Source organism: Xenorhabdus doucetiae, from assembly GCF_000968195.1.
In the GTDB taxonomy this organism is placed as follows: domain Bacteria; phylum Pseudomonadota; class Gammaproteobacteria; order Enterobacterales; family Enterobacteriaceae; genus Xenorhabdus; species Xenorhabdus doucetiae.
Window position 1 is genome coordinate 704,174 of record NZ_FO704550.1, and the last position, 15,448, is coordinate 719,621.

The 15,448-nt window shown below is 47.3% G+C and carries 12 protein-coding genes; 3 read left to right on the forward strand and 9 right to left on the reverse strand.

Features of this window, described 5'->3' with window-relative positions; all coding sequences use genetic code 11:
- Positions 1-237: 237 nt before the first annotated feature.
- The 4 genes from carB to XDD1_RS03465 all read right to left on the reverse strand — a co-directional run bounded on the left by carB (position 238) and on the right by XDD1_RS03465 (position 7,030).
- Positions 238-3,471, reverse strand: a complete 3,234-nt coding sequence (gene carB / locus XDD1_RS03450; RefSeq protein WP_045968704.1) for a carbamoyl-phosphate synthase large subunit — start codon at positions 3,469-3,471, stop codon at positions 238-240.
- Between the two features lie 17 nt (positions 3,472-3,488).
- Entirely contained in the window at positions 3,489-4,658 is a 1,170-nt protein-coding gene (gene carA / locus XDD1_RS03455) for a glutamine-hydrolyzing carbamoyl-phosphate synthase small subunit (protein WP_045968706.1), read from the reverse strand.
- 436 nt (positions 4,659-5,094) lie between these two features.
- Complete coding sequence (gene dapB, locus XDD1_RS03460; protein ID WP_045968709.1) at positions 5,095-5,916, reverse strand: 4-hydroxy-tetrahydrodipicolinate reductase; 822 nt, start codon at positions 5,914-5,916, stop codon at positions 5,095-5,097.
- A 181-nt stretch (positions 5,917-6,097) separates the two neighbouring features.
- Entirely contained in the window at positions 6,098-7,030 is a 933-nt protein-coding gene (locus XDD1_RS03465; protein WP_045968711.1) for a LysR family transcriptional regulator, read from the reverse strand.
- A 94-nt stretch (positions 7,031-7,124) separates the two neighbouring features.
- On the opposite strand from XDD1_RS03465, the gene XDD1_RS03470 reads away from it, so the two are divergent.
- The 3 genes from XDD1_RS03470 to XDD1_RS03480 all read left to right on the forward strand — a co-directional run bounded on the left by XDD1_RS03470 (position 7,125) and on the right by XDD1_RS03480 (position 9,449).
- Positions 7,125-7,766, forward strand: coding sequence for a serine-tRNA(Ala) deacylase AlaX (locus XDD1_RS03470; RefSeq protein WP_045968712.1), 642 nt, complete (start codon positions 7,125-7,127; stop codon positions 7,764-7,766).
- 284 nt (positions 7,767-8,050) lie between these two features.
- Positions 8,051-8,698, forward strand: coding sequence for a GNAT family N-acetyltransferase (locus XDD1_RS03475; protein ID WP_045968714.1), 648 nt, complete (start codon positions 8,051-8,053; stop codon positions 8,696-8,698).
- Positions 8,699-8,780: 82 nt separating this feature from the next.
- Positions 8,781-9,449, forward strand: coding sequence for a hypothetical protein (locus XDD1_RS03480; RefSeq protein WP_045968716.1), 669 nt, complete (start codon positions 8,781-8,783; stop codon positions 9,447-9,449).
- Between the two features lie 133 nt (positions 9,450-9,582).
- On the opposite strand, the gene ispH is transcribed toward XDD1_RS03480, so the two are convergent.
- The 5 genes from ispH to ribF form a co-directional block, all read right to left on the reverse strand.
- The gene (ispH, locus tag XDD1_RS03485; protein ID WP_045968718.1) at positions 9,583-10,536 is read right to left on the reverse strand and encodes a 4-hydroxy-3-methylbut-2-enyl diphosphate reductase; all 954 of its coding nucleotides are present in this window, start codon (positions 10,534-10,536) and stop codon (positions 9,583-9,585) included.
- Complete coding sequence (gene fkpB / locus XDD1_RS03490) at positions 10,517-10,987, reverse strand: FKBP-type peptidyl-prolyl cis-trans isomerase (RefSeq protein WP_045968720.1); 471 nt, start codon at positions 10,985-10,987, stop codon at positions 10,517-10,519. The genes ispH and fkpB overlap by 20 nt, the downstream gene beginning before the upstream one ends.
- A gap of 159 nt (positions 10,988-11,146) precedes the next feature.
- Complete coding sequence (gene lspA, locus XDD1_RS03495) at positions 11,147-11,659, reverse strand: signal peptidase II (protein ID WP_045968722.1); 513 nt, start codon at positions 11,657-11,659, stop codon at positions 11,147-11,149.
- The gene (ileS, locus tag XDD1_RS03500; protein WP_045968724.1) at positions 11,659-14,472 is read right to left on the reverse strand and encodes an isoleucine--tRNA ligase; all 2,814 of its coding nucleotides are present in this window, start codon (positions 14,470-14,472) and stop codon (positions 11,659-11,661) included. Before ileS ends, lspA begins: the two co-directional genes overlap by 1 nt.
- Positions 14,473-14,498: 26 nt before the next feature.
- Entirely contained in the window at positions 14,499-15,443 is a 945-nt protein-coding gene (gene ribF, locus XDD1_RS03505; protein ID WP_045968726.1) for a bifunctional riboflavin kinase/FAD synthetase, read from the reverse strand.
- Positions 15,444-15,448 lie beyond the last annotated feature (5 nt).

Genomic DNA, 15,448 nt, shown 5'->3' on the forward strand with positions numbered 1-15,448 from the left:
GTGGTTCGTCCGGTTGGAATTACTCTCCGAAAGAAGAGTAATCACAAATAATAATGAGCCACTCATCACCAGTACGAAAGCGCCTGAATAGGCGCTCAGGTTACTGGCAAAGTGCTGGATAAAAAACAGCACTTTGCTTTGTTTAAATTCCGTTCACCAGATGGAACTTACCCCCATGTTAAGAATTCCCTCGCTCGGACGCTTTCCCCCGAAACGCTCTCACTCGATGACCCATTTTTATTGATCACAACAACCAATCTTCGCGTGCATTTCCTGAACAGAAATCACCTGCTCAGTCGGGTCCGCGCTGAGTGCCATCGTGGTGGCAAAACCGCCGTTCAGGGTGGTGTCATAGTGCACTTTGTATTGCAGTGCGCTGCGACGCAGCAGTTTTGAATCTTCAATCGCCTGACGACCTGCGGTGGTATTGACGATATAGTCATACTCGCCGTTTTTGATTCTGTCCTGAATGTGCGGACGCCCTTCGTGAACTTTATTCACCAAACGCGGGTTGATCCCGGCTTCACCTAATACAATCGCTGTACCGTGCGTCGCATCCAGTGCAAAGCCATGCTTCAGCAACTTAGCGGCCAAATCGACCACCCGCTCTTTATCGCCTTCACGAACAGACAGTAGTGCCCGACCCTGCTTGCGTAGGGTGGAATGACTGCCCAGCATCGCTTTTGAAAAGGCTTCGGCAAAGGTACGACCGACGCCCATAACTTCACCGGTAGAACGCATTTCTGGCCCCAAAATAGGGTCAACGCCGGGGAACTTATTGAATGGCAGTACCACTTCTTTCACGGAGTAGTAAGGCGGAATGATTTCTTCAAGTGCTCCCTGCTCCAGCAGGGAGTGGCCTGCCATCACACGTGCTGCTATCTTCGCCAGCGGCCGGCCGGTTGCCTTGGAAACGAACGGTACAGTACGGGCTGCACGTGGGTTCACTTCAATCAGGTAGACTTCGTTGTTTTTCACCGCAAACTGGACATTCATCAAACCACGGACACGCAGTTCAAACGCCAGTTTTTCCACTTGCTGGCGCATCACATCCTGAATCTCTTTGCTCAGGGTATAAGCCGGCAAAGAACAGGCTGAGTCCCCAGAGTGCACGCCCGCTTGTTCGATATGTTCCATGATGCCGCCAATCAGGACACGTTCACCATCACAAATGGCATCCACATCGACTTCAACCGCATCATCAAGGAAGCGATCCAGCAGGACGGGTGCATCGTTGGATACGCTGACCGCAGTCTGGAAATAACGGCGCAAGTCTGACTCGTCGTAGACGATTTCCATGGCACGCCCGCCCAATACATAAGAAGGGCGAACCACCAGCGGATAACCGATCTCATTCCCTTTCTCAACCGCCTGTTCGATCGTGGCAACGGTGGCGTTTGCCGGCTGTTTCAGGCCAAGGCGATTAACGGCTTGCTGGAAGCGTTCACGGTCTTCTGCACGGTCAATGGCATCCGGGCTGGTGCCGATAATCGGGACACCGGCGGCTTCCAGTTCACGTGCCAGTTTCAGTGGCGTCTGGCCGCCATACTGAACGATCACGCCTTTGGGCTGCTCAACCCGCACGATTTCCAGCACGTCTTCCAGTGTGACCGGTTCAAAGTAGAGACGATCGGACGTGTCATAATCGGTGGAAACGGTTTCGGGATTACAGTTCACCATGATGGTTTCAAAGCCATCTTCACGTAAAGCCAGAGACGCATGTACGCAGCAGTAATCGAACTCAATGCCTTGTCCGATACGGTTCGGGCCGCCGCCTAATACCATGATTTTCGGTTTGTCACTGTTCGGGTTGGCTTCACACTCGTCTTCGTATGTGGAGTACAGGTAAGCGGTATCGGTAGCAAATTCCGCCGCACAGGTATCAACACGCTTATACACCGGATATAAGTTGTAGTCAGAGCGTAGTTTGCGGATCTCTTTACCAGAGACACCTACCAATTTCGCCAGACGTGCATCTGCAAAACCTTTGCGCTTAAGGTGACGCAAGAAATCAGCGCTCAGGCCGTTAACACCTTGTTCCGCAACGTGTTCTTCCAGACGAATTAATTCTTCAATCTGTACCAAGAACCAGCGGTCGATATTGGTCAGGTTGAAAACGCCATCAACGGACATGCCGGCGCGGAAAGCATCCGCGATGTACCAAATACGTTCAGCACCGGCATCTTTCAATTCACTGCGGATTTTGGTCAGGGATTGTGGATCATCCAGATTGACTTCAGGGTCAAATCCGGTTGCGCCGACTTCCAGACCCCGCAGGGCTTTCTGCATGGACTCCTGGAAAGTACGGCCAATGGCCATCACCTCACCCACCGATTTCATCTGGGTGGTCAGGCGGTCATTGCTGCCGGCAAATTTCTCGAAGTTGAAGCGAGGAATTTTGGTCACCACATAATCGATGGCAGGCTCGAAAGACGCCGGGGTACGCCCGCCCGTGATGTCATTCATCAATTCATCAAGGGTATAACCGATGGCCAGTTTTGCCGCGATTTTCGCGATGGGAAAACCGGTTGCTTTGGATGCCAGCGCCGATGAGCGGGAAACACGCGGGTTCATTTCAATGACGATCAGGCGGCCATTTTTCGGGTTCACGGCAAACTGAACGTTTGAGCCACCGGTTTCGACGCCAATTTCACGCAATACCGCCATCGAAGCGTTACGCATGATTTGATATTCTTTGTCGGTCAGCGTCTGTGCCGGTGCGACGGTGATGGAATCGCCGGTATGAATACCCATGGGATCGAAGTTTTCAATCGAGCAGACGATAATGCAGTTATCGTTTTTATCCCGCACCACTTCCATCTCGTACTCTTTCCAGCCAATCAGGGACTCATCAATCAGCAATTCATTGGTTGGCGAGAGGTCTAATCCGCGTTCGCAGATCTCTTCGAACTCTTCACGGTTGTAGGCAATACCGCCACCGGTTCCGCCCATAGTAAAAGAGGGGCGAATAATGCAAGGGAAACCCACGTCTTCCGCGACCGCCAGTGCTTCTTCCATCGAATGGGCAATGCCAGAACGCGCGGTGTCCAAGCCGATCTTTTTCATCGCCTGATCAAAACGGCGGCGATCTTCGGCTTTATCAATAGCATCAGCAGTCGCACCAATCATGGTCACGCCAAATTCTTTCAGTACGCCCTGACGTTCCAGTTCTAACGCACAGTTGAGTGCCGTTTGCCCGCCCATGGTCGGCAGGACGGCATCCGGGCGCTCTTTTTCAATGATTTTGCGTACCACTTCCCAATGGATGGGTTCGATATAGGTCGCATTGGCCATTTCCGGATCGGTCATGATCGTTGCCGGGTTCGAGTTGACCAGAATGACACGATAACCCTCTTCTCGCAGCGCCTTGCAAGCCTGTGCACCGGAGTAGTCAAATTCACAAGCCTGACCGATAACAATCGGGCCGGCACCTAAGATCAGGATACTTTTAATATCAGTACGTTTTGCCATTTTTCTTCTTCTCCTGATTATTTGGTGTTTTCAACGTTTGTCTGGCGATATTGCTCAATTAACTCGATAAAGTGATCGAACAGTGACGCTGCTTCATGTGGGCCGGGGCTGGCTTCCGGATGCCCCTGAAAACTGAATGCGGGCTTGTCAGTGCGATGAATGCCTTGCAATGAGCCATCAAAAAGAGATTTATGCGTTACGCGCAGGTTGGCGGGCAGTGAGCTTTCATCAACCGCAAAACCGTGGTTCTGTGCGGTGATCATCACAACATTGCGATCCAGATCTTTGACCGGATGGTTGCCGCCGTGATGGCCAAACTTCATTTTCACGGTTTTTGCACCACTGGCCAGCGCCAGCAACTGGTGTCCCAGACAGATACCAAATACCGGAATGTCGGTATTCAAAAAGGTTTTGATGGCTGCAATGGCATAATCGCACGGTTCCGGGTCACCTGGTCCATTGGACAGAAAAATGCCATCGGGTGCCATTTTCAGCACTTCATCTGCGGGGGTTTTTGCCGGCACAACGGTAACGCGGCAGCCGCGATCCACCAGCATACGCAGGATGTTGCGCTTCACGCCAAAATCATAGGCCACGATATGGTAAGGCAGTTCTTGCTCCTTACGCGCTTCTGGCAGCCCATCCGCTAATGTCCAGCTTCCTTGTACCCATTGGTAAGATTGTGCTGTCGTGACTTCTTTCGCTAAATCCATGCCTTTCAGGCCAGGGAAAGCTTTTGCTTTTTCCAGCGCGATTTGGGCATCTGCGCCATTACCCGTATTACCTGCGATGATACAGCCGTTCTGTGCCCCTTTTTCTCTCAACAGGCGGGTGAGCTTGCGTGTATCGATATCTGCGATGGCAACAATATGGTGGCGTTTCAGGTAATCAGACAGGTTTTCTTCACTGCGGAAATTGCTGGTCACTAAGGGTAAATCACGAATAACTAGGCCTTGGGCTTGAATAGCGGGGGATTCTTCATCAGCGGCGTTGATGCCGACATTACCAATATGGGGATAAGTGAGAGTAACAATTTGGCGGGAATAGGAAGGGTCGGTAAGTATTTCTTGATATCCGGTCATTGAGGTATTGAAGACCACTTCTCCAACAGCCGCCCCTTCTGCACCAATGGCGCGACCGTGAAATTGGGTTCCATCTTCCAGAACCAATATAGCTGACTTAATCAAAACGCCCTCCAGAATGAATAATCAGTCGCATCCAATGCATATTAATTCAGACTTAATCCTTAAAATCAACGCCAATCATGATTTTTATCAAAATTTTGGCAAATTGCGCGCATTCTAATGATGAGAAGGGGGATTGTCTATAAAAAATGGCATTTTTATTGGTTTTTTTACAACTCCCGTCCTTGTATTGAGTAAATATAGCTGAAAAATATAAAGAAAGTGGGGGTAAATAATCGATTACTGTGAGAGAAAACTTAAAAACAGAAAAAAACGCTGGTTTTTTTGTAGTTATGGAAAAAAGACAGTAAAAAAGTTAAATTTTATTGTAAAAACAGTGATTAATTTAGAGATTAAATTATAAATGAGTCTTATATCACTATTACGCAATTATTTCATAAATAATTGCGTAATTACAATATATTATAATTTATTAAAATCAAATCTTATCAAGATCTAATACGTCTTTCATATTATAAAGTCCACTGTTTTTCCCTGTTAACCATATTGCTGCCTTAATGGCACCATTAGCGAAGGTCATGCGGCTTGAGGCCTTGTGGCTTATCTCTACACGCTCACCAATATCTGCAAAGATCGCGGTATGCTCTCCCACGATATCACCTGCTCGTATGGTAGCAAATCCAATACTTTTCGGATCGCGTTCTCCGGTATGGCCTTCACGGGTGTAAACCGCGCAGGTCTGGAGATCACGGCCTAGTGCACTGGCGATGGATTCTCCCATTGCCAATGCGGTTCCTGACGGCGCATCCACTTTATGGCGATGGTGCGCTTCAATAATTTCGATATCGGTGTATTCCCCCATCACCGTGGCCGCTTTTTCCAGCAGCTTGAGTACCAGATTGACGCCGACACTGAAATTCGCAGCAAAAACAATGGGAATATCGCGAGAGGCTTCCGCAATGGCGTGTTTACCGGCATCATCAAAACCGGTTGTGCCGATCACCATGGATTTGCGATATTGCCGACACAGGGAGAGGTAGGCTAATGTTCCTTCCGGCCGAGTAAAATCGACCAGTACATCAAAGTGTTCAATGATCTGACGCAGGTCATCATGGATAATGACGCCGTTGTTACCTATTCCCGCCAGCTCGCCAGCATCCGTTCCGACTAATGAAGATCCGGGACGTTCTAATGCCGCACCAAGTGTAACGCCGTCTAACAACTGGACGGCCTGAATAAGATTACGTCCCATGCGCCCGCCAGCGCCCACAATAGCAACGCGAATATCTGTTTCAGCCATAAGGCCCTCTCTGTAAATCATTTTTCATTGAGTAATAAAGGCAGTTCTTTAAGGAAACTGTTTTAAGAAAACTGTTTTAAGGAAACCGCGTTCTACAGCTTAACTGGCGAGGCATGGCTGCACCAGACTTATAGCCTGACAATAAGAAAAACAGGAATCAGGCCGAAAGTTATAAAGAAAACTAAACTTGATCTGAGGTGGCTTCTTTACGCAGGCATTGGGCCAGAAACTCGATGAATACACTCAGTTTTGGCGGTAAATGCCGTGTTGGGGGGTAGAGTATCCATAACTCGCCAGTATAATTGGTCTTAAAGTTCCAATCAGGCAGCACTTGAACCAGCCGTCCCTGCTGTAAAGCGGATTTAGCCGTAAAGTAAGGTAAACTGCCAATACCGATATGTTGTAGTACCGCATCAAGCCTGACTCCCGTATGGTTGGCAGCATAACGACCATGAATATTGACGGTGGCAATTTTGTTGCCCTGACTAAATTTCCAGCGTGAATCACCGGGCTCTTCTCCAAGGTAGATGCAGCTATGATTTTTTAGGTCGTGTGGGTGCTGCGGCGTGCCATGTTGTGCAAGGTATGCCGGGGTTGCACATAACATATGCCAAATATTCAATAAACGTCGTCCCATAAGCCCTGGAGGGGGTTGATCGGTAATTCGGATGGCGAGATCAATCTGATCGTCTATCAAATCGACATATCGATCATCAAGCCGTAATTTCACATCGACTTTGGGATATTGGGCAAGAAAAGCCGGTATATGAGGGTGAACGACAAAATGCCCGACCGCTTTAGGCACACTGACCCGTATAATTCCTTGCGGCTCAGGGTTGAAAGCCCCTGATACAGTCATCACTTCCTGAGCTGCATTGACCATCTCCAGACAGCGCTCGTAAACTGCTTGACCACTGTCACTCAAGCGTAGCTTACGTGTTGTTCTCTGTAACAGGCGGGTGCCAAGTGCTGTTTCCAGTCTGGCTACAGAGCGACTAATGGCAGAAGGCGTAGCAGCAAGCTGGCGGGCGGTTTCAGAGAAACTACCCGTTTCAACCACTTTCACAAAAATAGCCATCTCCCGCATTAAGTTTATCGTGTTATTTGTGCTCATAAGTCAAAAGTTATTTGATTTTTTGATGGATTATCACAATTGAATCCATTTAATACAATTAAGGAGAAATTTGCTAATACCAGGGAATATTAATATGTCTGAACGCCTTTATTTATCCAGCTCTAGCCTGACAGGGGAAGTTGAAATTCTGGATTGTTCCCTCTGTGATGATGGACGTTATGCAATCCAATTAAAAGCCACGCCATTTCATCCGCAAGGAGGAGGCCAACCCAGTGATACCGGCTGGCTTAATGATGTGGAGGTCACTCATGTCACGTTAGACAATAATAGAATAATCCATTACACCACACACCCAGTAACAACAGGCATTGCCTTGGCTCGCGTTGATGAGAAACGCCGCCAATTACATTCACGATTGCATTCTGCGGGGCATCTTATCGGTCACATTGTCGAGCTTCTGGGTTGGCATCCCATCAGGGCACACCACTGGCCCGGAGAAAGTCGTGTCATCTTTAAGTCAGGGTCTTGTGCACAAGCCTTTTCAATCGAAGATCTCCAGAAAAAATGTGACCAATGTATTGATGAAAACTTACCTTGCCAAATCACTATGCGCGATGATGGGTTTAGGCAAGTTAGTTTTGGCGAATTTACCCCTTATCCTTGTGGTGGAACACACGTGGCGTCATTAAGGCAAATCCACGGGCTGCGGATACAGGCGATACAGGAAAAGAAAGGTCAGTTATCAGTGAAATATGATGTAGTATTTCCGGCGTAATGTGATTATGATGATAAATCATTTTCCTATTTCAGCCAATCTTAGTTGAAATTAATATGTTAAATGCAAATGACATTTAACAATTGTATTTCATTTACTTATTCTTCGCGTTGCGAAGAATAAGTAAATCTCATAATTTAAGTGTATTGCTATTATGGAAATTTATTTACTTGGATTTATATGATAAATAAATTTGTGTTTTATTTATTAAATGAACATAAAATAATTATTTATTATAATGTTGAGGAAACTCATAAAATAATAAAATATGAGGTAGAGAGATAATGTTTAGATCAAAATCTTTTAATAATATTAATCAGCCTTCAGTTTTTGGTCATTTAACCCATGCTAAATCTGCTTCGGATATCAATAAAACAGTCTTTGATGCCAGAACGTTTATAACAATCAGGCGGGTTGGCGTAGAGGAAATATACGGCATCACTCAAAGGATCATTAATAATAGCCAGGGATGGGAATATAATAATTCTTCGAATTTTCCTGATGATGAACAAAAGAAATGGAATGGCAGGCATAATTATGCCTGTGACATGCTTTTGAATATAGGTCGTTGCATGAAGCATTATGCCGACATAAGAAAAATAGTGTTTTTTGTTGCTTATTTTCAGGGGGTTCCTGTAGGCGTTTTATGGTTTGACCCTAACTATGAATGTGAGATACCTGAAGTCGATTATTTGGCAACCCATTGTGGTATTCGAAATTGCGGTGTTTTACTTATGGAGTATGCGGTAAACGAATCACGGCAATTAGGAAGGGGCGGTCAGTTAAAACTTACTCCGTTAGACAATGCCATACCAGCCTATCTTAAGATGGGATTTACTGAATTAAGCGGCAGCACGCATTTGTATCTAAATCCTGCTGAAAATAATAAATGGGATTGTCGCAATCCTAATCATTTTCGATATAAAAACTAAGCTAATGTGATAAAAAATGACCTTTATATTAATATGGGATTGAGAAAACCCATAAAATAATCAAATGTGAGGTAGAAAGATAATGTTCAGATCAAAATCTTTTAATAATATTAATCAGCCTTCAGTTTCGAGTTCTTTACCCCATGCTAAATCTGCTTCGGATATCGATAAAACACTCCTTGAGGCCAGAACGGTTATAACAATCAAGAAAGTGAGTGCAGAGGAAGCATTGCATCTGACCGATATAATAGTGATTAATAGTCGGGGATGGAGATATGATAATTCTTTAGGGTCGCCTGATGATGAACAAACAAAATGGAATGAAAGGTATGATGGCGCACATAACATTCTTTGTTGTATGGACAGTTATATAAGATATATTGACAAAAAAAATTTATTGTTTTTTGTCGCTTATTTCAGAGGTGTCCCTGTCGGTGCTTTACAGTTTACCTATAAAGATGAACCTGATAAAAATAAACCTGCTGATGCACCAAAAATCAACTACCTGGCAACCCATTGTGGTATTCGAAATTGTGGCGCTTTACTTGTGGAGTATGCGGTAAACGAATCACTGCAATTAGGAATGGATGGTAAGTTAAGACTTGCTCCACTAGACAATTCATCAATACCGGTATCTCTCAAAATGGGTTTTACTCAATTAGAGGGTGGCAAGTATTTGTATCTAAACCCTGCTGAAAGTAATAAATGGGATTGTAGTAACCCTAATCGTTATCGATACAGGGGTTGTTAATGTCATGTTACGAAAACATTTTTTGATTGGACACTCAAGGTATTGCAATAGACTCGGCTTTTTATCGTGATCGCATCAAAGTTAAGAAAAAGCCGAGTTTGAGTGTATATGACCCTAAAATAGCGCTTTTAAGCTAATTAACCTCTTTCACCTCAAGGCGTAACTCTTTTGGTACTTCGAAAACAATATTTTCTTCCCGGCCATGCAGTTCGTCTACCGTTTCTGCACCGAACGTTTTCAGGCGTTCAATAACCTGTTGTACCAAAATATCAGGGGCAGATGCACCCGCCGTGACACCCACTGCGCTTACTCCTGTGATCCACGCTTCTTGGATATCCTCAGCAGAATCAATTAAATAAGCCGGTTTCCCCACACGTTGTGCCAGTTCGGCCAGGCGATTAGAGTTTGAGGAGTTTTTCGAGCCGACAACCAAAACAACATCAGCCCCCAATGCCAAATCACGTACCGCTTCCTGCCGGTTAGTGGTGGCATAACAGATATCATCTTTGCGTGGGCCGACAATATGGGGGAATCTTGCATTAAGCGCATCAATCACTTCTGAAGTGTCATCAACAGAGAGTGTCGTTTGGGTCATAAAGCAGAGGTTATTCTCATCCTTGACTTGCAGTTTCCACACATCTGCCGGCGATTCCACCAGATACATGCCACCTTGAGGATTATTGTATTGCCCCATAGTGCCTTCCACTTCGGGGTGACCGGCGTGACCAATCAGGATGGCTTCTTTGCCTTTGCGACTCGCCCTTGCCACTTCCATATGCACTTTGGTAACCAGCGGGCAGGTTGCATCAAACAGCATGGTTAAATCACGGGAGCGGGCTTCTGCACGAATGGCTTGGGAAACACCATGTGCAGAGAAGATCAAAATGGCGCCATCAGGCACTTCTGCAATTTCTTCGATGAAAATAGCGCCGCGTTTTCTGAGGTTGTCAACCACATAACGGTTATGGACGACTTCATGACGAACATAAATTGGCGCACCGTACAATTCCAGTGCGCGTTCTACGATGCTGATAGCACGATCAACACCGGCACAGAAACCACGCGGGTTAGCCAGCAGTATTTGCATGGGTTTCCTCCAACTGAGGGTCAATTTCCAACACTTCAATCTCAAAAGTGATGTTTTGTTCAGCCAGCGGATGGTTAAAATCAACGGTAATGGAGCCTTCCGCCACTTCTTTGACAAACCCCGGCATTTCACTGCCATTTATGGCGGTAAATAACATGATGGTTCCCTCTTCTGGGATACCGGCATCGGAAAAATCACGGGGCGTGAAATATTGGACTAAATCAGGGTTGTATTTGCCAAAAATGGTTTCTCCGGCCAGCGTAAACTGATGTTTATCATTGACTTTCAAACCAAGAAGCTGTTCTTCCAGCGGGGCAGAGAGACTACCATCACCGAGGCGGAATAATGCGGGTTTGCCCTGACTGTATGTCGAGTCTGCCGTAGAGCCATCATCCAGCTTTAATGTGAAATGTAATAAAACTGCACTGTGCGCTTGCACCTGCATTGACATGTTGCTCAAACCTTTTACTTAAAAATGATTGCAAGTATACCGCTATCGGGTATCGATGAAATTACCCGCGCCTTAACAAGATAAGGCGCGGGTTTATTATCATTTTTTCAATGACTGTGTTTTCAATAAATAAGTTTTCAATGACTATGTTTTCAAGGACTAAGCTTTCGGGGCGACTTTTTTATCCTTGTCATCCGGGCTGATAAAGCTCTCGATGATAATGAGCGCAGCCCCGATGCAAATTGCAGAATCTGCAATATTAAAGGTAGGCCAATGCCACTCTCCGACATAAAAGTCGATGAAATCGACAACAAAGCCATGCACCAGCCTATCGAACAAATTTCCCAATGCCCCACCAATCACTAAGGCGTAGGCAATATTGCTCAACTTTTGCCTGGCACTGGAACGATACATCATGACCAGCAGTACCACCGTAATGGCAACCGCCACCAATGCAAAGAACCAACGTTGCCAGCCGCCTTTATCAGCCAGAAAACTGAAAGCTGCCCCTAAATTCTGAGCATAAGTCAGGTTGAAATAGGGTATTAATGGGATCGATTCATACAGCGTGAAATGCTGCAACACTAAGTGTTTGCTGCCCAAATCCAATATTAATACCACAACAACCAGCCAAAGCCAGCGAAGTCCGGTGGAACAAATGGGTTTACTCATCAGGCAAATTTACGCTCTTCACCGTTACCGGCAACGTTAGTCACACAGCGGCCGCAAAGTTCTGCGTGTTCCGCCACCAGACCCACGTTTTTAGCATAGTGCCAGCAACGTGGACATTTTTCTCCGTCCGCTTTGCGGAAAGCCACTTTCAGGCCAGCAAGTTCGCTTTGCTGTGCATGCTCACCGGCAGCGGCATAAGCAGCGACTTCCGCCTGAGAAGTCAGGAGAACAAAACGCAGTTCATCAGACAGTTTGTTGAGTTTTTCTGCCAGTGCGTCATCGGCATAGAGCGTGACAGCCGCTTCCAGTGAACTGCGGATGTGCTTGTCTGCACGCGCCTGTTCCAGCACTTTGTTCACTTCGCCACGTACCGTTAGCAGATCAGTCCAGAAAGTATCGTTCATATCTTCGCCCTCTGCCAGACCAAACAGCCCGTCATACCACTCTTCGGTGAAGACATATTGCGCACGTTTACCCGGCAGTTGATGCCAAATTTCATCCGCCGTGAACGACAGGATTGGCGTCATCCAGCGCACCAACGCTTCTGCGATATGGAACAGTGCCGTCTGGCAGCTACGACGGGCAAGGCTGTCACTTTTCGCGGTGTACTGGCGATCTTTAATGATATCCAGATAGAACGAACCCATTTCCACGGAACAGAACTGCATCAAGCGTTGCACCACGGAATGGAAATCATACTCGTCATAGTATTTAAGGATATCGGCCTGTGCTGCCTGAGCGCGTCCGACGGCCCAGCGATCCAGCACCACCATCTCTTCGGCTTTTACACCATGCTCTTCCGGGTTGAAACCATTCAGGTTTGCCAGCAGGAAGCGTGCAGTGTTGCGGATACGGCGGTACGCATCGGCAGAGCGTTTCAGGATCTCGTCAGACACCGCAATTTCGCCGCTATAATCGGTAGAGGCGACCCACAAACGCAGAATATCTGCGCCCAGTTTGTTCATTACATCCTGCGGGCTGACGGTATTGCCGATGGATTTGGACATTTTACGCCCTTGTTCATCAACGGTGAAACCATGAGTCAGCACTTGGCGGTAAGGCGCTTTGCCTTTGATCGCCGTGGACAGCATCAGTGAAGACATGAACCAGCCACGGTGTTGGTCAGAACCTTCCAGATAGATATCGGCTGAATGGCCGTTGAATTCCGGACGCGCATCTACCACCGAAGAGTGGGTACTGCCTGAATCAAACCAGACATCCAGCGTATCTGGCGTTTTGGTGTAATCAGCGGCCTCATCGCCCAGCAGTTCTGCGGCGTCCAGATCCCACCAGGCCTGAATGCCATCAATTTCGACGCGCTTAGCAACTTCTTCGATCAACTCAGCGGTACGAGGATGCGGTTCTTGGGTCTCTTTATGGATAAACAGCGACATGGGCACGCCCCATGTGCGTTGGCGGGAGATACACCAGTCCGGACGGTTTTCTACCATGGATTCGATCCGCGCTTGCCCCCAGCCGGGTATCCACTGAACATCGTTGATCTCTTTCAGGGACTGTTCGCGTAAGCCGTTTTTATCCATGCTGATGAACCACTGCGGGGTTGCACGGAAGATAATCGGTTTTTTGTGACGCCAGCAGCAAGGGTAGCTGTGCTGGATTTTTGCCAGATTCAGCAGTGCGCCTTTCTCTTTCAGCAATTCAACGATGATGTCGTTCGCTTTGAAAACAAATTGCCCATCCAATGAAGGATAAGTGCCGGAGATAAAGCAGCCATTCGGACCCACTGGGTTGGCGATCTCTAGGCCATATTTTAAGCTGATGGAGTAATCGTCAGGGCCGTGACCGCCTGCGGTATGGACGGCACCGGTACCCGCTTCCAATGTGACGTGATCACCGAGGATGGCAGGCACATCGAAGCCCATGAATGGGTGATTGAAACTCATCAGCTCCAGATCGGCGCCGGCGCAATCCGCCAAGACTGCCCATGCCGTGATACCGGCACGCTGCATCACGCTTTCGACCAGTTCCGCCGCCAGAATCAGGCATTCGTTGTCAACTTTGACCAACTGGTAGCTAATTTCCGCGCCCAAGGAAATGGCACGGTTTGCCGGTAATGTCCACGGGGTGGTTGTCCAGATGACCAGAGAAACCGGCAGTCCTTGGGGTTGTACACCGAATTTGGCATACACGGCATCGGCATCAACCGCCGCAAAGCGCACGTCGATGGACGGGGAGGTTTTATCGTAGTATTCCACTTCCGCTTCGGCGAGGGAGGAACCGCAATCAGTACACCAGTGAACGGGTTTTACGCCTTTCAGCAAATGCCCATTTTCGATAATGCGGCCCAGTGCCCGAATGATGTCAGCTTCGGTTTTGAAGTCCATGGTCAGGTAAGGTTTATCCCAATCGCCCAGAACACCCAGACGCTTGAAGTCCGCTTTCTGTGCTTCGACCTGAGTCATGGCATATTTGCGGCACTCAGCACGGAATTGGGCAGCGGAAAATTTTTCCCCCGGCTTGCCGATAATCTGCTCAACCTTAAGCTCAATGGGCAAACCGTGGCAGTCCCAGCCGGGAATATAAGGCGAATCGAAGCCGGATAGCCCTTTGGACTTAACAACAATATCTTTGAGAATTTTATTAACTGAGTGACCAATATGAATATCGCCATTTGCATAGGGGGGGCCATCATGCAAAATAAACGTCTTCTTGCCAGATTTTGCTTTTCGAATGGCCTGATACAAACCTTCTTTGTACCAACGGTTCAACATATCGGGTTCGCGCTTGGCTAAATCCCCGCGCATAGGGAACCCTGTTTCCGGTAAGTTCAGGGTATCTTTGTAGTCACTCATTATAGATTCTCAGTTCCAATTTTCCGCTAGATACATGACTCGGATCGCTGCAAGAGATAGTTTCTCGCAGCAACCACATCATTTGCGATTTGCTGTTTAAGCGCATCAAGCGATGCAAATCGCTGCTCATTACGCAATTTTTTGCGTAATACCACATCGATATGACGCCCATACAGATCCATTTGGGTATCAATCAAATGCACTTCAAGTTGCAGGCCTTGACCCGCAACGGTGGGGCGATTGCCTATGTTCGCCACTCCCGGCAGGGGTTTATCACCCAATCCGTGGACTTCAACCGCATAAACGCCCTGAACAGGTGCCACCAGACGTTTCAACGGTAAGTTAGCTGTGGGAAAACCGATGGTGCGTCCCAATTCTTTACCGTGCACAACTCTGCCGCTTATGCTGTAAGGATGCCCCAGTAATATTTCGGCTAAGGCCAGATCATCACTTTGCAGTGCCTGACGAATAGCTGTACTGCTGATCCGAAGACCGCTGTCACAAAAACTGTCTGTGCTGGCGACATCAAAATGGTATTGTTGACCTGCTTGCTGCAAGTAGTGGAAATCGCCAAGGCGATGTTTGCCAAACCGGAAATCATCCCCTATTGCCAGAAACTTAACACCCAGTTTTTCAACGAGCAACTGTGAAACAAAGGCTTCAGGCGAATTGGCGGCAAAATGGTTGTCAAATTTCACACATAACAGATAATCAACTCCATTTTGGGCGAGATACTTTATTTTATCTCTCAGCCTTGTCAGGCGGGCTGGCGCTTTATCCGCCACAAAAACTTCCAGCGGCTGCGGTTCGAAAATCATGACCATCGTCGGTAATCCGAGACGCTGCCCTTCTTGCTTCAAGTGTTTTAATAAAGCCTGATGCCCACGATGGACACCATCAAAATTACCAATCGTCAGCACGCAACCATGGTGACGCGCCCGGATATTGTGTATACCGCGAATTAGCTCCATAGCTG